The following is a 16,400-nucleotide window of genomic DNA, read 5'->3' as shown; positions in this document are numbered from 1 at the left end:
AACCACATTCACTATATGCCCTTATGGGCGCACCAGATACTGATAGATCGAGACTTCCACCCCGTAGATTTCACCTGTTGTCCCACGCCGTATGTACACTTCTTTGAATCTTCCGCGTCCTTCCTTGTTGTCCAGTTGGTTGATGGTGAATATCTTACGCCTTTCGGTATCGGTGATGGAAAGGAGTTTTGCGATGGCATCGTAGTTTTCCCGGAATTTACTCTGGTCCAACAAACAGATGGTGTCCGAGTTGGCCAGAATACTGTCTTTGACAATCGGATTGCCCAGGATATCTCCAAGTTCCTGGGTTACCACGATCACTTCCCCCCAGAATTTCCGTACGGTTTTATAGAGGTATAAAATGTAGCCTGCCATCAGTGGACTCGCGATTGCTTTCCAGGCTTCCTCTATGATGAGGGCCTTTCTCCGGTCTTTTCGGTGCCGCATTTTCTGGAGAAAAACGGACATAATCGACAGAGTGACAATGGGGAAAATGGTCTTATTTTCCTTAATATTGTCAATTTCGAAGACAATAAAAGGAGCGGTAAACAGCGACTGATCCGTTGCCTCATTCAATAAAGTGCCGAATTCCTGACCGGAGAAGAACTTACGGAGCACGTAGCGGTATTCGTCCAGGTCAAAATTGACGGACTCCTGCTCGGTGATCTCCTTTATCCTCTCCACGGAGTAGACATAGAAGGAATCGAAATCCAGCTTTTCCGGGCGCCGGGGATTCTGGGGACCTGGATCCAGCCAAAAATGTTCATAGTAATAGGAGGAGAGCACATTTGAAAGAACCGAATCCTCAATCTGGGTAAGCATCCCCTCAGCTCCCTTCCAGAGCAGGGCGACTAGCGTTTTCAGAAAATCTTTCTGCTCCAGATTAAACTCCTCCTGTGACATGGCGAAGGGGTTCATGGAAAGTGGTTTTTCTTCGGTATAGGTGATGTACTTGCCGCCATAATAGCTGCACAGTCCCTGGTAACTGTCTCCTGTATCCACGATGACCACGTCCATGTTGTACTGGCAATATTGTTCTACCAGTGCATTCATAAAAAAAGATTTTCCGGATCCCGAGGGCCCCAACGTAAACCGTGAACGATTGTTTGTCCTTCCCGTGCGCATGACTAAGTCCGAAGGATCAATTGCTACGGGAAGCCCCTGCCTGTCCGTAAATCGGATCAGAAAGTCGGAGTCCTCATCGGTCTGCAGGGATTCTTTAAAGAGTAGGCAGAGGGCGGCATCCGAGGTGGTGAGAAACCAGTCGTATTTTTTCAGTTCCGCAGCATTTCCCGGGAGCACAGTCCTGAAGAGTTCAAGCTGGTTGTAGGCATTTCGGGAAGGGATTATCCCCTGCTGGAAGAGTGCGGCTTCAATAAAATTTGCGGCCTTTCCAATTTTGTCGTTTTCAGCGCAGAGGAGAATATTAAAATGGGCATTGACCAATAACTGGTTCTCCCGAGCGACGTCCACCAACAGCTGATCGATATCCTCGACACAGATAAGATTGGCCGGGTCGGGAACCCCCGAATGGCGTTTACGTTTGAGTTCCAGTTTGCTCAGGGTGAGCTGCTGGTCGGGAATTTCGATCAGCTGGTTATAGACCATGCAGCCGTAATCGGGGACCTGATGTAAAAAGAACAGGTTGTCCACCGGAAATTCCCGCAGGTTCCGCCCATCATGTTTGTAGGTGTAGGTGCCTATCGTTTCGGGGAGATCGATGGCATCGGTATTGACAAGGCTGATGCTGCGCACCGAGCGGCTGCCCATGCCAAGCTCCTTTTCGCCTGCAAGGAGGTTATCCAGTGCGATGTTGTCCGAAGAAAAATCCATGGCGAGCATGCGGGACACGTATTGATGGATCTGTTTTTCGGTAAGCCGCTTTGGCATTAATCCTGCTCCCTCCAGCAGATCGTGGACCTTTTCGATCTGCTGTCCGAATTCGATGAGCACTTTGGGATCGTATACATAAAATGCTCCTTTTTTGATCAGCCGGGTTATGGTAAGATAAGTGGTAATGACTGTATACTCCCTTCCATGAAAATGCTCGTTATATTTCTGTTTCAGGAACTCTGTAGCCTTTTCAGCATGGTAAATTTTACGGGAGAAAATATCCTGCTTCTGGATGATATAACCTTCACCGAGGATCTTGATCAGGTTAAGAAGAACAGAATGATATGCCAGGTAAGGCTCCGGATCTGCTCCATAGTGCATGACCGGATTGTGTAAACTGAAGATAGCCGAAAAATCCCCACGTTCTCCATATAGCAGTGCTTCAAGATTAAAATGATCTATACCTGCATATGGCAATTTGAATACTGTTTTAGGATGAGCGCTGTGCATAATTTTTTTTAAGGTGTACGGAATGGATGAAGGCGCCTTTGTTTCGGGTTTTGTCGTGCAGGCCTTCTTTTTGGCGGTAAAAGGTGAAGGTGAGGCCACCGGCGATGGACAGTATGGTGATGAGTCCTCCGAGGTACATATTGGTCAGTGCCCCCAGGAGACCTCCGCCGACCAGTCCCATAATCAGGAAGCCGATACCCCAGCCGATGAACTTCTCTTTGAAACCGCGGTAGACAAGGGGCTTCTGTAGCCCCTTGTAGATGGAATACCTGTTCATGATCAGACGCCGAAAAAGGCTTTGATGACGACTGAAACGAGTACTAAGAAAAGGCAGGAACCGCCCCATCCCATGAGTTCTTTGTTGATGTCGTTATCACCTGAGTTCCATTTGATGTAGACCCTTACGCCACCGACGATACCGACAACGGCCCCGATGGCCAGGGTCAATGTGGAGACAGGGTCGACATAAGTTGTCAGTGAGGAGGTTGCTGCATTGATTCCTGTGGTTCCGCCTGCTGTCTGTGCCAAAAGCATGTTTGTTGCACCGAGGATGGCCACCGAACATGCGAACAGCTTTTTTGTTTTTACTGTCATCTGAGAGAAGAAGTTAAAGGGTATGAAAAATGGGTTAATTGATCCCGTAGAGGGCTTTGAGAAAGACACCGACTAGTGTGAGGAAGAGACAGGAAAACAGCCATCCCATGACCTGGGCATCGATGTGATGGTGTTTCCCGGACTGCCAGTTGGCATAGATACGCAGTCCGCCGAGTATCCCCGATATGGCTCCGATGACAAGTACCAGGTCCGCGAAGCTGAAATACCAGCGGTGCATTTCACCTGTGGCGCTGTAGAATTCATTGATACCGGGCTGTGAGAAAGCATTTATCGGCCAGGCAAAAAAAAGGACGGCAATTGCCGTCCATAACATAATCCGATGCCACATCTTTTAATAGGGTATGGTGCTGGTATGTTCGATGAGGTTGTTTTTGGCGAGATTGAAAAGTTCTTTCAGGCTTACTGCACCAGTTGAAAAAACGTTTCCGCTTATGTTCCTTGATGTCTTTGGAAGCACTGTGGCGACTATAGGCTCAATTTCTTCTTCGGCCTGATCGGCAGCCGGGCTGGGAGTATAGGTTATGATCTGTGGCTGGATATCCTCTTCAAAAAATAGCGTATCATCCTTTCCCGGGGAAGAGTAAGGTTTTCGGTTCATGAAAAGATCGTAAAGCAGGTTCAGACCGTAATAGAATAAATAGGATAGGGTAAGGATTAAAAGGAAATTTGTCCAGTTCATAATGCTGTATTTTTAAGGGTTTCATTGATGTAATTGGCAAGCCAGGGATGCTGGTCAATGTATTGGTGGACGCAGTAAACGATGAAGCGGTTCATGTCGACTCCTTTTGTGAGCTTGATCCGTTTGAGCAGGTTCATTGTCTTTTTATCGACCCGGATGAGGCTTTTCTCCGTAGTTTCTAACTGAAAGGAGAGGATCGCATCAAAAAATAGATCAGCTTTTAATTCGTCAGAAGATAATTTTTTTTGCTTTTTTCCGGGAGCGGGCGAGCTTTCTTTGTTTTTAGCTTCTTGGGTCTTGTTTTCGGTTTCACTGCTGCGAAGCTCGTTTCGGAGCCTGTCGGCGAGCGATTTTATTTCGGTCATTTTGGATCCTCCTTATTTATGTAATTGTCATATATCAATTGAAGTATGGGCAGGATGGCGGGCAGTACGATTGCCGGCGTATAGAGGGTGGTTACGCGTTGAAAATCAATGCGGTCAGCGATGCCTGGTGTTATTGCTCCAAATTTTGCCAGCACTTTATCCACTTCCGTTCGGGTGTCGTAGCGTACATTGGGTTTGAGCCTGTTGGGTATAAACACCAGTGGAGCCTTTTTATTTATTTTTGTTGTGACCATGGCAAATAGCAATGTTGAATCCACGGAGAATTCATCATAGGAAAAAGGACATAAGATGAGGTTGCCGGAACGTATGACCGGAATGAGATCATCGTCATCCATTTTACCCGGTAAGTCGACAAGCACCGTTTCATCTGGATTCTTCGTGAGTACTTTCAGTAAAACCGGGAACTGGTCCAGATCGACCGAGACGATTTCATAAGGTTCTTCATTTTCAAGGATCTTCGCTTTTTCGTATTTACTTGATATGGACTGCTGATAGTCCATGTCAAGCACAGTAACTTTTTGCTCATACACTGAAGTCAGGTAATTGGCTAGTAACAGGGTCAGTGTACTTTTACCTGCACCGCCTTTTTGATTTCCTATCAGAATGACCATATTTCGGATATTTAAAGAATTAATATTATCTGGTGTTGGTACGGGACTTACGCTTGCGCCGACGGTTTCGCCCCAGGATGGCTTCATCATCGATATCATCTGCAATATTGATATCCACTGTAAGTATGGGGATTTCAAATTCGGATAAATCCTGAGCGCCATTGGCCAGATCAGCTGACTGCCCTCCGTTAAGCTCGGTGGATGATTCCTCCAGTTGAATATTGCTGTTGTTACTCGCTGTCAGATTGGACTGTTCATTGGAAGTAGCAGCCTGTTTTTCTTTAGGTAGTTTTTTCACCTCTATGCTGCTGAAATGATCAGGTTTTGGGGCAATAAGTTCTTTCAGTACCATAATCTCGGCTCCTTTATATATGGCCTTACCTGAGTGGTCGAAAAGGGTATAACCGTAAGGCGCTTTCCCATCCTTGCCGTGAAATACGAACTGAAGACCGAATTGATCGCGAAGGAAATCTGCTAGATTTGAGTAGTATCCATTCTCATTGTACTTGATGGATGGATCACGGCTATGCTTATATTTTTCGATGAGAGCCCTGATCTGGATCAGTCGGGCTTTGTCTTTTTGGTACGAAGCGATTCGCTCGTCCACTTTAGATAGCTGGATCTGACCAATTTCGGTTTCATTTTTATTTATGCAGTACATATTATTTTTTCGGACAAGAGTATAGCCCAAATTCTCTAGCAGCATCATAAATTGTGCTCGGGTAGAGTAATTATAGGAGAGTGCCTTTTGCAGATGGCTCGTCAGTTGTTGCTCCCGGTCTTCTCCCATAATTTGATTTAGTACGCGATAGGCTTTTAGCTTCTCATAGCGGTCCGAGATCTTCTTACCATCCCTTCCCACGCGGGTTGAAACCAGATGCACGTGATTGTTATCGGTATCCTTGTGAAAGATTAAAAGGTAAGGCTGCTCGCCATATCCCATGCCATCCATCCATTTTTGAGCAATTTCCGCGAGTTCTTCTTTGCTGTGCTGACGGCCTTTTGTGGATATTGAAACATGGAACTGGGGGTATTTGATTCGTGTACTGCGAGTGGAGACAGCTTGTAGGTAGTTGATGTAGTCCTGTGGCCGTAGGTTCTCCATTCCCTGAAGTGCGCCAAAATTCTTGACAAGCAATAGTTCGCCTCTGTTTTTGTCAACTTTTCCGCTGTTATAATTAACGGCTTTAAAAGTTGTTGATTTTTTGAGGATCTTGACAATCATAACAGCGGAATAAATGTTATCGTGGTTTCATCGCCCGAAGTATATGGCGGAGCAACTTTTCAAGCTCTTGTTGAAAATGGATATAGTCCGAAAATAAAAGATTAAAATCTTTTACGATCTGCTCATTTAACCGGCCTTGTTTATTGATCGTGTTGGCATGTCTGGCAAGCTGGTTGATGTTATTTCCCGCTCTACCCATTTCGCTACCGATGGAATCTAAAGCATTGAGCAGTTCAGCTGTGTTAATTGTCCCTGTTATACCTTTCTCCAGTACACGTCTTCGGATCAGTTCCATGCGGTTTAGCCCGGATCTTTTTTGAATTTCTAGAACAGCCTTAAATTCATCTTCGGTAAGTTTAGCTTTGATAATATACGTACGTTTTCCGCTCAGCATTGGAGGTCTCCCGACTTTCTTTTGTACTTTTTTCATTGGAACTTATTATTCTTAACTGCGATAAAGCTTTAGCCTTAAAATCTGCTTTAGCACGTTTTAAAAGAGAAAAACCGAGTTGCGAAGGTTTTTCCCCTTTGTCCTGCAGCTCCCCAAAAGGGGCACCGCAGGGCAAAGGCAAGGTGGTTTTCGGGGTACCCGAAAACACAACTTGCAGGGAGCAAAACACAAGGTGGTTTGATGCCTGAATGAAGACTCCGTTGTGAGCGGGCGGAGCCTTCGGGGCTTGCGTGAGGGATGAAGGTTATACGTGATTTGCCGCTTCGGTTTAGATCGGTCATTGGTGTCAGTTTATAGATGGAATGGACAATTATTCAGGATGGCTTAAGTGCCTATTAGCAATCTGTATATTTCGCTTTTTAGCCAATTTGCAAAGTAGGTTCTTAGACGATCAGCTTATTTGGCTCATGTTTATGTGGCTTATTTGCATATTTGCCTAGTGCTAAATAAGCTTAATGGCTTATTTGCAAATTACATAGCCAGATCATGAGCTTACTAGCCTAATGCTTATCTCGCCAATCACTATGTTTGCATATTTGATAAGCTGGTTATTACATATTAAGCTTATCAGCTAATTTGTAAAACTGGAATCTTTTTGTGAATGGAATCGGTATATTTTAGCGTTTGTAGGTTCCCAATATTTTCTCATAAATATTTTCTTCTTCCCAGGGAAGGAGAGTAGGTTTTCTGGCGAGCAGCATTTCGTTATAGTCTTTAAAACCCGTGTAAACTTCTGAGCAATCTTCTGCATGTGGAAGTTTGTGCTTCAATAGTCCAAAAGCTGTTTCTCCTGCCTTGTCACGATCAAAATATGCGCTGATCTGGCGGTAGGTTTTTGCCTTCTCTATTCCAATATCCAGGAGGTTCACAGAATTTAGTACAATTATGGAATCGGCCGCGTTAGGATTGTCTTTTAGCCAGCTAAGATAGTCAAGGAAGCCTTCAAAGATTGACAGCTTTTCAGAGGATGCATTGAAAAAGGATATTCCTTTTCGACCGAGGCAGGCTTTGAATTCGAATAGTCCAATTCTGTTCCTTAATTCCCATCCTCCGTTTTCATTCTGCCATCCCGCTGAAAAATATGTTCTTCCTTTTTTCGGTCCACTTTCAATAACATAGTATACTTCTTTTATCTTACCTTGAGCTTGCTCTAAAACTCCTCGTTTTTCGAGGTATTTTGTAATTGGTGGATTGTTGCCGAGTTCTTTTATATCCTGGATTTTGTAATTAGCGACGCGTGTCCCTTTTAATCTGGGCCGTTTCTGTCGATAAGGATCTGAGGATATCTGTCTGATGGGTAATGACATAATATCATTTATTTTATTCAGGACTTCAAGGAATGTTGTTGGGTGCCAATAGGCCAGAGCAAAGTCAATAATGTTCCCGCCCTTGATGCCAGAAAGGTTAGCCCCTCCATGATCGAACCATACATCTAGTTGGTCGTTGACACAAAAAGAAGGTGTATTTTCATTTCGGAGCATGCTCCTGTAGAAAAGATCTCTTCCCGATCTGTGGGTAGGCTGATGGCCGAGCCTAGCAAGGAACTCAACCAATGACACTTCGTCCTTGATCTGTTTTGCGTTTCGCTGTGTTTCCATAAATTGCTGGATTAAAATATTTCAGAAATAAAAAAAGGGAGCAAATCTTTGCCCCCTTGGATATGTATATGGGTTGTTTTTCTATTATTGATATTATCGAGTATGTATCTCTACATTAAGGCTAACTCTTTAATCTGTCTCTCGGGAATACACACGTAGGTAAATACATACCTGCCGAAACCGGCTGCCTTCGGTTCATCAAAAATAGATCTGATGATCTATGTTGACTGCACGATAATTTCCGTTTTTTATACGGAAATGCTTCTTCCCACAATGTCAAAGAACGATTCCTTTATTGAGCAAAATTGGTGATGGTGCAGTCGGTGTTTTCCCAAGGTGGAAAGCTTGGTAATGATTTTTCTAGGGTTGATTTTCGGTCAAAAAGAAAAGTATTTATAAATCGGTGTAAGTGATAATAGTCTATAAAATGAAGGTTTTATTGAAAATCGAAACTAGATTTAAATAATATCAGTTTCTCAGTTTGGATCTGAGACAAAATGATTAATGTTTTGGTTTTCCTTACCAAGTTTATATTATTGGGGAGTTTACTTATTGGAGAATATTTTCAGAATTATTTTTCGGCATGTTTAGATTTTCATTCAAGTTTGAATCATAATTGTTCCTTTAGGCCGGCTAGCTTCAGTGAAAAGGATTTATTAGGAGATATTTCGTCTGAATCAAATCTTTGGTAATCACCCGAAGGGGTGATTTGGTTTGAAATCGGAGATTTAGGACTTCTTATCCGTGAAGAAAAGGACCGTCGTACAAATTCTGAAATGGAAGGATAATTGTCGAAAATGTACCGTCGTATTATAGACTTACATTACAGAATAAGTTGTACAGCACAGAAGTGATTTTGACAATACAAGGGTAGCAAAATTTAATTTTTTAAAAAAATAACTTCCTGATTATAAAATCCTTTTAAAAACGATGTTTTAAATAGTTGAAACTTTAATGTAACATAAATATATTAGAACGAAATTTATTAACCTGTTCATAATAGATATTTTTAAAAGAAAGCTATTTTATTTTATTACAGCTTTGCTCTTGTTCCAATCTTGTAACCGTACAATTTTGGATAAAGAGCTTGAAGTAGAGCAAACTTACGAGAAAGAAGATGGGCTGATTAAAGCATTGATGGAAGAATTAAAGAACTTTGGAGATTTTAATACAACCGTAAATAGGAATGGTCTAAAAGCTCAAAAATTGAACTGGAACGAATGTATTAAAATTTATAATGTTGGTGGCAAAGTAGAACACATTTACGTGCCGTTTACAAAAAATAAACAAAGTCTAGGATTTTTAGATATCAAACTCACAGCAGACAATAAACCCATTGAAGTACAAATTAAAGGATATTATGATACTCGGAACATACTTTATGATAGTATAGAACATTATTTACAAAAAAAGGGATTCTTATTAAAAGAGCTTTCTTTCCCTGAAACAAGACTAAAAACCTTTGCAAAAAATAGTATATTAATAGATTATTTGAAAAGTCAGCAAGAGAATTTTCCTGTAAAAAAAATGAGTAACGGCTCTGCTCCTTTAACTTGTGTCTATGAGGTGACAGGACTTTATCTCGGAAATTTTAATCTGAACCCCATGCAATGTACGCCTGAGGTTATTAATAGAATTATTCCTGAAAGTATAGTTGATCAGCTCAATTTAGAATTAGCTGACGTAGGTGGCAGTGCAAGTATTAATTGGGAACAAAATATAAGAATCATTGTCCCACAGGGCAGTATGTCCCATATAGATGTTGGAAATCGCGTAAGGGCGGCAGCTTCAAGAGTTCAGGGAACTGTCCAATGTGTACATTCTTTTAATATCGTTGAGCTAAATGTGGGAGGTGGCTGTCCAACTGGTGGTGGATCTACTGGTGGCGATGGAGGTGATGATGGAGACAGTAAAGTAAAACATCAGCTTGATGACTATCCATGTGCAGTTGGTTTAATAGATTATTTCACGCAATCGGAAAGTAAACTTTCGCAGCTTTTAAACAGTTTATTTGGTGGTAGCCAGACCAGGATAAATTTAACGTTTCATGCCAAAGAGTATACCAATCCATTACAGGACGGAGGTTTAAGGGGCGGACAGGGCATCCATCCGAATAATGCGCATGTAGATCTGTCAAAGTTTATTTTGCAAAACTCTACCCAAGAATATCTGTTAACCACTATGTACCATGAGGTGTGGCATGCCTATTTGGAAGCTGAGAAATATCGTCTTGGATCCAGTCAATTTAATACAAGATATCCCGAGATTCAATATTATCAATCTCCGGACGGAAGTAAGTATTTTTATAGAAATGATGAGATGCATTCCAGGTTTGATACATTTATGGGATTAATGAAATCCGAATTAAAAGCATTTAATCCAAATCTGAGCAATGATGTAATCGATGCCCTTGTTACTACAGGAATCATTGAAAACAGATTACCAAACGATATTATCCTGAATCAAAATGAACGGGATGTGACAAAAAACAAGCACAAGGGTCGAAAGTGTCCATAATTTACGAATACTAAAAATGAAAAATTCACTAAATAAGTTCTATATTCTTTTTTTATTGCTGATCACTCATACAATCTATACAGAGGCTTCAGAGCGGAAATATGTGTTGCTAAATGGAAAGAATGATATTAGAGAAGATATCAGATCACACTTCCTGCTAAACACAAATGAATTATACAAGGTTGATTATAATGTTGAAATCTACAACTTTCTTTTTCCTGGAAATGAGGACCGGAACAAAAATCTGTTTCTGTTTTCGGTACTGCCAGATTTGATAACCGGCAGAGGGTGGGAAGAGATCAAAGATCCGAATATAATAAAGAACCTTCTAGATATAGAAGCATTGAAAGAAGAACTTTTTGCTCCAAGCTTCAGTACAAGCAGTTCGGAATATGGAAATCACCAAAAATTCTTTGGTGAATTCCTTGCTGTAAAAAAGAGCGGTGAAAAATATTTTTATGCCCCCAATACTTTGTTAGAGAAATTCACTATTGTCTCTTTTGAAAATACCTTTCCATCAGTTTATGGTTATTTAAATCTAAAACAGCCAAAGGTCGAACTTAAAGAATACCTAGAGCTATTTAAAAAGTCTTTTCCAAGCGAACTCTCACCCTTTGAATTTGATAAAAAGGTGGTGGCTCCGAGTTACAGATTTGGATGGAGACTCTGGAAGGAATATCTTTCAAAGGAAGTCAAAACGTCAGCAGGTACCGCTTATCAATTCTGGACTATTGGGTCATCCAATGGAGCCGATTATTACGATTGGACAAAGGGGATTAATCGTTTTCTTTATCTTCCTACAAAAGGTATTATCGGCGGCTCTTATGATTTTTATTTCAGAGATTATGTAGGCAACGGTTATGAACTGATCAGGCAGCAAAAACCTTTGAATAAACTATCAGATGCAGAATGGAACCAAAATATATTGGAGGAAAGAATTATGACTGTCGATCTTTCCAAGCTTTAAAAGTAGATTAACGGATGTAAATTTGCGCTAGGGATTGCAAGGTAAATCCTTTTGATATGTAAAGATTGAAGAGGAAAGGCCGTCCAAAGAATACAAGGTTATTGAACGTATACCGACTCAGAGATTGTCTAATACAGTTGTGCTTGATCAAAATAGTGGAGCAGTCTTTGTTAAAAACAAAGTGCCACATTCATGGGTCTATAAACCTACAGAAGTATTAGAAAATGGCAATACTGTTCAGAAGATTGCCAAAGTCAATTAACGATAGCAATAGTCCTTAAAAATAATAACAAATGTCGGATTTGTAAGAAGGAACCGACAGGGGACAATAAGTGCTAAGATTTAGAAATGCGAAATCCGAAAGGACTTCGCATTTTTATCTTGTTAGACTTTTACGTTATATGATTTTAGGGATCGGTTATAATGGATTAAGAGCTCTTTAAGAGGGTTTGGAATAACTGAAAGGTGCGAACGTTTTTTAAGAATGATATGCTGAGGGCCTTCGTGACAATGAAAAACAGCTGCTTAAACTTATTTTCCTTAAAGAATTTGCTGTTTATTTGTTTTGGCTATTGAATTTTGGTCTGTATTTAATGGAGTCTTCAATGTGGACATTTATTTCATGACGCATTTCGTCGATAAATTTTGTATAGCTTATCGTTTTCCTTCTTCTTATATCGACGAACATCCTGTACGCTTGGCTGAGATCGGTATTTAAGCTTTCTTCAAGCCAATCTATAATATCGGAAATTTCAGCTTTTCCATTATTCAATCTTTGGGTATAATAAATTCCATAGGCTATCTCTACCAGTTCTATCTTATCGCCCGACCATGATCTTTTCATTTTATCAGAGAGCTCATTTATCCTGGAGCGATCTGATTCCTGATGTAAAAATTTTACCCTTTTTATAATATAATCCCTTAGCATTTCATAAGCGCGAAATTTGCTGAACAAATAATCCAGTTCAGTTGAGAAATCAGATTCAATCACGATTATCTCTGAGCCGGGCGGAAACTGAGTTCTGTTTCTACGAAGAAAATATATTCTATCTTTTGAATGCTCATCTTTCAAGTAATACTGGAAGTAAAAAGCATTTATCTTAAAGAACCTGTCCGTTATGGCTATTTCGTTTATATAATAATCCTTTATCATTTGATCTGTACCGATTGGGGTGGAGGAAATAATATTATGCAATTCAATGTAGTAAGTCTGCCATGCGGCAAAACGAGGTTTTACGTATTTGAAAAATTTAATTTCCTGTTCCTCATCGATAAAAGAATTTACTTTTATGAATTCTCTTAATGAAATCATAGTTTGGCGGATTAGGCTAAGTGAAACGCTTAGTTTTCCAACGGAATCATGCATAGAGCCGTTGATTTTTTCCAGCTGTTCCAACATTTCAGAATAAAGATTGTCAATTTCTTTTGCCCACATAATGCACTGTGTTTATTTTTTACCACGAGATTAATTAAAAGCTAAGGTAGGTCTGAACTACGGCTGAGCATAGCGTAAGTATAGCGTATCCGTATACGCAATACTTACGTATTATTGAATTTTAAGTACTTAGGAAAGGAACTATGAATAGTTATTAAGTTTTTCCAGAAGGTTTTCTCTGCATGAAACACCTGTTTTTAGAAATATCCGCTCGACATGTTTGTCAACGGTTCGTACAGATATAAAAAGTCTGTCTGCAATCTGCTGGCGTTGGAGTCGATGGCATAAAAGTAGGGCAATCTCCGTCTCTCTTTTAGAAAGCAAATGAATTCTACAATTGAAAGAGATAACTTCTTTTTGTGGGACATATGAGTTTACCTGTTGAAGATGCGTTTGTTCATAACGCAAAGTTTTGATGTAATTATACTGAAGGAGAATGTTGAATGTTGCTGGTCCAATATTAATTAAAATGATCTCTATTGTTTTCCCCCAGTTTAGATGAATGGAAAGATAGACAAATAACCATGTTGACAGCATTATAAAAGCTAATATTTCTTCAGGAGATCCTTTCCGGTCTATATTTCTTCTATAAACGTTCCAGATGGTTTTTCCTATAGGCGCCATAATGGTAATGTTATTCAAAAACGGCAAGAGAATCGTGTATCGATGGGCTTTGTCTAGATCATTGAATGTATTATAAGTAATAAGGAAAACAATAGGATAAGATAATATTAAAAGGAATGAGATTGCTGTTTTTTCTTGAAACTTCCTATCTAATATCTGAAGCTTTTTGAAAAATTGGATAGGGAAGAAGGAAACAGTAAAAATACCGATTCCATTACGAATGATATATTGGATGTATAATGGTATATCCAAAACAGGGGTGGGAAGAAAGCCATTCACGATATTAAGCGTGAGTAGCAGCGTGAGGAAAAGCAAATGCCAAATACGATCATTTTTAAGAGGGTTACTTAAATAGTAAGCTACCTGCGCTCCGAGCATGATTAGTTCAATAACAATTACTCCCAATATAATGGGATGCATTTCAGTACAACCTATTTGCATAACATGTAAATTGGGGTCAAGACATGCGGAGGTACAGGTTACTAGATGCTATATCAGTTTTTAATTATTGTTTTGATGCTTATTTGGTGATTTTTAATGGACTATATTAAGATTGATATTTTGCTTTTAATTCTGCAATCTGTTCTTTTAGTCTAATATTCTCTTCTCTCAATTGAATATTAGATTCAAGGATAGTATTGTGTTTACTTAAAAAAATGGAGTACTTTTCTTTTAACTCTTCCAGCTCTTTTTTTATGTCCATAGGAGCTCTATATGAAGTTTCTACTAATGCTAAAGCGGGATAATCAGCCATTTCTGGAAATTCCACTGATAAGTCTCTACTGATTACTTTACCATATTTGGCAATAATTTCATACGAGAGCTCTGGATTATTCTTATGCTTATAAAAAGTACCATATTTATAACCCGCATCTTCGACGATATCTTTAATCCTTCGCGGATGATTTCTCAGTATCTCATGTAGGATCTTTCCTCTATGTATATTTTTATTATCCTTTTCCAATAGTATAATTATAATAATGCAATATAGCTTGAGTTTAATTGTATTTTAAATTGTAAAATAGTTGTATTTGATTATAATATTATTGTATTTTTGTTTATATTGTGATCGTCAAAATCTTATTACTCATGGTTAGATAAATTTTTACGATAAAAATAAATATGCAAGAGCCTTGTTATCAAAACTACCGCAATTGATAGAGTCCAAGGCGATAGGGAAATTCTCCCCGGAATTTTGTATTATTGCAAAACACGGGGTGATGCCCTATTGATGACTGGACTCTAGGCCTAGCGGTAGTGCCTGATAACAGTTGGAAAATAGGCGCACCCCGTTTTTCCTTTTAAAAGGCTCGTTATAAAATAACGAGTTATGAATCTTAAAAAAACACTTCTCAAAAACTTGATATCAGCCCCTGAGTAGCTCGGCAGGCTTTGCCAATTTATTGGCTTTCATAGCCATGGACAACGTGACGTCAATTATATAACCTTGTGAAATACCATTCAAACGTTCGTCTGGCTCTCCAATTAATCAATTTATTATTAACGTGACCTGTATCAGTTTTAGGAGGTAAGATCCGATTATGATCGGGCGGGAAAGAAAACTTGTTGAGGTCACTCTTTAAAACACCTAAAAAATGAATATTTTTTTTAGGGCGGGAGAGCTCTTGCCCAATTTTAGAATACTATTGTTAAAAAGTGCCCTACTATCTACTTTGTGTTTTTATATGTTTAGTTTATCGGCCCAGTCGCCCCGCAAGGACAGCGGGGCTGGCGGGCTAGATCAAATCAAACCCTTAAAGATTGGGGATACCATCCCAGAGCTGCTCTGGAACACACCGCTAAAGGTGGTTAACCATCCGTCAGCGAGAGAACAGATAACCTTAAATGATTATCGTGACAAAAAACTGATTATCCTCGACTTCTGGGCGACATGGTGCGGAAGCTGTATCAAGTCCTTTCCAAAGATAGCGCAGCTACAGACTAATTTTTCCGAAGTTCAATACCTTTTGGTAAATTCCACTTCAACAAGAAATACGGCCGAATCTATCCGTGAATTTCTGCTTGCCAGAAGGAAAGCCTATGACCTTATGTCAATAGTAAAGGATACGGTAATGGATCTTAGCTTCCCACACGAATTTCTACCTCACTATGTATTGATAAAAGACAATACAATCGTAAATATACTGTCGAGCAATGATTTTGAACAGATTCAATGGGATAGTCTGTTAAATAATCCATTATATGAACAGGAAAAGCGGGTACAGTTATCCTATGATTTTAGATATCCATTGTTCAAAAATGGGAACGGAGGATCAAGACCGGATGTATTATTTAGTTCGTTCATTAGTCCCTATATTGATGGTCTGCCTATAGGAATCCATACGGGTGGCGAAAATACCGAACGTATGACATTTATCAATAGACCATTGATACAGTTGTTCAAATTTGCCATGCCAGAACTCGCTAAAGTTCCTCAAGTTAGACTTATTTATGAAAAAAAGCACGCAGATATACTATCGGATAGAAATGATAAAAATAAGCCTTCTAATCTGTTTACCTATGAAATAGAAACCCCGTTGCTTCCCTACGAACGTGTGCGGACGATGGTGGCAGAAGATCTCAAAAGGTATTTTGGTTATGAAGTAACCTATGAAAAAAGGAAACTGAACTGTTGGGTCTTATCTGCCTGGAACAAAACGAAAATGAGGAAGTTGGACAATGTTATTCCCAAGGGAACATATATAACCGAACAAAATGGCTTGCCGGTAACTTTCAACGGCACATTTGGTAAGCTGACAAAATATCTTGAGGATGTGCATAAAATACCTTTTATAAATGATACTGGAATTGAAAAGAGGATATCCATGGTCCTTCCTCCTGAACTTACGGATGTAGTTATGTTAAAGGACTATCTACGGCAATACGGTATTGTTATGCGCGAGGAAGTACGTGAAGTGGATGTTGCAGTCATATCATTAAATAAATAGA

At 39.8% G+C, this 16,400-nt stretch carries 16 protein-coding genes; 4 read left to right on the top strand and 12 right to left on the bottom strand.

Annotation, left to right across the window (positions count from 1 at the left end):
* Positions 1-21: 21 nt before the first annotated feature.
* Positions 22-2,343, bottom strand: coding sequence for a TraG family conjugative transposon ATPase (locus BGP15_RS23450; protein WP_286770832.1), 2,322 nt, complete (start codon positions 2,341-2,343; stop codon positions 22-24).
* 22 nt (positions 2,344-2,365) lie between these two features.
* Between BGP15_RS23450 and BGP15_RS23445 the strand changes: the two genes are divergently transcribed.
* Positions 2,366-2,593, top strand: a complete 228-nt coding sequence (locus tag BGP15_RS23445; protein WP_286770831.1) for a hypothetical protein — start codon at positions 2,366-2,368, stop codon at positions 2,591-2,593.
* A 29-nt stretch (positions 2,594-2,622) separates the two neighbouring features.
* On the opposite strand, the gene BGP15_RS23440 is transcribed toward BGP15_RS23445, so the two are convergent.
* From BGP15_RS23440 to BGP15_RS23405, 8 genes are all read right to left on the bottom strand, one after another.
* A complete protein-coding gene (locus BGP15_RS23440; protein WP_088160788.1) occupies positions 2,623-2,937 on the bottom strand; it encodes a DUF4134 domain-containing protein in 315 nt (104 codons plus the stop codon).
* A 34-nt stretch (positions 2,938-2,971) separates the two neighbouring features.
* On the bottom strand, positions 2,972-3,271 hold the full coding sequence (locus tag BGP15_RS23435; protein ID WP_232475720.1) for a DUF4134 family protein: 300 nt from the start codon (positions 3,269-3,271) through the stop codon (positions 2,972-2,974).
* Between the two features lie 18 nt (positions 3,272-3,289).
* Positions 3,290-3,637 (bottom strand): hypothetical protein, encoded by a 348-nt coding sequence (locus tag BGP15_RS23430; RefSeq protein ID WP_088160790.1) that lies wholly within the window; start codon positions 3,635-3,637, stop codon positions 3,290-3,292.
* Positions 3,634-4,002, bottom strand: coding sequence for a hypothetical protein (locus tag BGP15_RS23425; protein ID WP_088160791.1), 369 nt, complete (start codon positions 4,000-4,002; stop codon positions 3,634-3,636). Before BGP15_RS23425 ends, BGP15_RS23430 begins: the two co-directional genes overlap by 4 nt.
* Positions 3,999-4,634, bottom strand: coding sequence for a ParA family protein (locus tag BGP15_RS23420; RefSeq protein ID WP_088160792.1), 636 nt, complete (start codon positions 4,632-4,634; stop codon positions 3,999-4,001). Before BGP15_RS23420 ends, BGP15_RS23425 begins: the two co-directional genes overlap by 4 nt.
* Positions 4,635-4,659: 25 nt before the next feature.
* Complete coding sequence (locus tag BGP15_RS23415) at positions 4,660-5,859, bottom strand: relaxase/mobilization nuclease domain-containing protein (RefSeq protein ID WP_088160793.1); 1,200 nt, start codon at positions 5,857-5,859, stop codon at positions 4,660-4,662.
* A 16-nt stretch (positions 5,860-5,875) separates the two neighbouring features.
* On the bottom strand, positions 5,876-6,289 hold the full coding sequence (locus BGP15_RS23410) for a plasmid mobilization protein (protein WP_088160794.1): 414 nt from the start codon (positions 6,287-6,289) through the stop codon (positions 5,876-5,878).
* A 638-nt stretch (positions 6,290-6,927) separates the two neighbouring features.
* Positions 6,928-7,908, bottom strand: coding sequence for a DUF8464 domain-containing protein (locus BGP15_RS23405; RefSeq protein ID WP_088160796.1), 981 nt, complete (start codon positions 7,906-7,908; stop codon positions 6,928-6,930).
* Between the two features lie 1,074 nt (positions 7,909-8,982).
* Here BGP15_RS23405 and BGP15_RS23400 point away from each other — a divergent pair.
* Together BGP15_RS23400 and BGP15_RS23395 are read left to right on the top strand one after the other, a co-directional pair.
* On the top strand, positions 8,983-10,425 hold the full coding sequence (locus tag BGP15_RS23400) for a hypothetical protein (RefSeq protein WP_286770830.1): 1,443 nt from the start codon (positions 8,983-8,985) through the stop codon (positions 10,423-10,425).
* A 16-nt stretch (positions 10,426-10,441) separates the two neighbouring features.
* Positions 10,442-11,392, top strand: a complete 951-nt coding sequence (locus BGP15_RS23395; protein WP_088160798.1) for a hypothetical protein — start codon at positions 10,442-10,444, stop codon at positions 11,390-11,392.
* 556 nt (positions 11,393-11,948) lie between these two features.
* Here BGP15_RS23395 and BGP15_RS23390 read toward each other — a convergent pair.
* From BGP15_RS23390 to BGP15_RS23380, 3 genes are all read right to left on the bottom strand, one after another.
* Complete coding sequence (locus tag BGP15_RS23390) at positions 11,949-12,827, bottom strand: RteC domain-containing protein (RefSeq protein WP_088160799.1); 879 nt, start codon at positions 12,825-12,827, stop codon at positions 11,949-11,951.
* Between the two features lie 141 nt (positions 12,828-12,968).
* On the bottom strand, positions 12,969-13,892 hold the full coding sequence (locus BGP15_RS23385; protein ID WP_088160800.1) for a response regulator transcription factor: 924 nt from the start codon (positions 13,890-13,892) through the stop codon (positions 12,969-12,971).
* Between the two features lie 106 nt (positions 13,893-13,998).
* On the bottom strand, positions 13,999-14,415 hold the full coding sequence (locus tag BGP15_RS23380; RefSeq protein ID WP_088160801.1) for a hypothetical protein: 417 nt from the start codon (positions 14,413-14,415) through the stop codon (positions 13,999-14,001).
* A gap of 631 nt (positions 14,416-15,046) precedes the next feature.
* Here BGP15_RS23380 and BGP15_RS23375 point away from each other — a divergent pair.
* The gene (locus BGP15_RS23375) at positions 15,047-16,399 is read left to right on the top strand and encodes a TlpA family protein disulfide reductase (RefSeq protein WP_088160802.1); all 1,353 of its coding nucleotides are present in this window, start codon (positions 15,047-15,049) and stop codon (positions 16,397-16,399) included.
* The last annotated feature ends 1 nt before the right edge of the window (position 16,400 follow it).

It is taken from the genome of Sphingobacterium sp. 40-24, from assembly GCF_001899705.1.
Classification (GTDB): Bacteria; Bacteroidota; Bacteroidia; order Sphingobacteriales; family Sphingobacteriaceae; genus Sphingobacterium; species Sphingobacterium multivorum.
The sequence above is the reverse complement of the archived record's forward strand: the minus strand, read 5'-3'. Positions and strand labels throughout refer to the sequence as shown.

What these genes read in the sequence shown, in the direction of transcription:
- BGP15_RS23450 (WP_286770832.1), bottom strand. Translation starts at nt 2,343, where the DNA reads ATGCACAGCGCTCATCCTAAAACAGTATTCAAATTGCCATATGCAGGT.
- BGP15_RS23445 (WP_286770831.1), top strand. Translation starts at nt 2,366, where the DNA reads ATGGATGAAGGCGCCTTTGTTTCGGGTTTTGTCGTGCAGGCCTTCTTT.
- BGP15_RS23440 (WP_088160788.1), bottom strand. Translation starts at nt 2,937, where the DNA reads ATGACAGTAAAAACAAAAAAGCTGTTCGCATGTTCGGTGGCCATCCTC.
- BGP15_RS23435 (WP_232475720.1), bottom strand. Translation starts at nt 3,271, where the DNA reads ATGTTATGGACGGCAATTGCCGTCCTTTTTTTTGCCTGGCCGATAAAT.
- BGP15_RS23430 (WP_088160790.1), bottom strand. Translation starts at nt 3,637, where the DNA reads ATGAACTGGACAAATTTCCTTTTAATCCTTACCCTATCCTATTTATTC.
- BGP15_RS23425 (WP_088160791.1), bottom strand. Translation starts at nt 4,002, where the DNA reads ATGACCGAAATAAAATCGCTCGCCGACAGGCTCCGAAACGAGCTTCGC.
- BGP15_RS23420 (WP_088160792.1), bottom strand. Translation starts at nt 4,634, where the DNA reads ATGGTCATTCTGATAGGAAATCAAAAAGGCGGTGCAGGTAAAAGTACA.
- BGP15_RS23415 (WP_088160793.1), bottom strand. Translation starts at nt 5,859, where the DNA reads ATGATTGTCAAGATCCTCAAAAAATCAACAACTTTTAAAGCCGTTAAT.
- BGP15_RS23410 (WP_088160794.1), bottom strand. Translation starts at nt 6,289, where the DNA reads ATGAAAAAAGTACAAAAGAAAGTCGGGAGACCTCCAATGCTGAGCGGA.
- BGP15_RS23405 (WP_088160796.1), bottom strand. Translation starts at nt 7,908, where the DNA reads ATGGAAACACAGCGAAACGCAAAACAGATCAAGGACGAAGTGTCATTG.
- BGP15_RS23395 (WP_088160798.1), top strand. Translation starts at nt 10,442, where the DNA reads ATGAAAAATTCACTAAATAAGTTCTATATTCTTTTTTTATTGCTGATC.
- BGP15_RS23390 (WP_088160799.1), bottom strand. Translation starts at nt 12,827, where the DNA reads ATGTGGGCAAAAGAAATTGACAATCTTTATTCTGAAATGTTGGAACAG.
- BGP15_RS23385 (WP_088160800.1), bottom strand. Translation starts at nt 13,892, where the DNA reads ATGCAAATAGGTTGTACTGAAATGCATCCCATTATATTGGGAGTAATT.
- BGP15_RS23375 (WP_088160802.1), top strand. Translation starts at nt 15,047, where the DNA reads ATGAATATTTTTTTTAGGGCGGGAGAGCTCTTGCCCAATTTTAGAATA.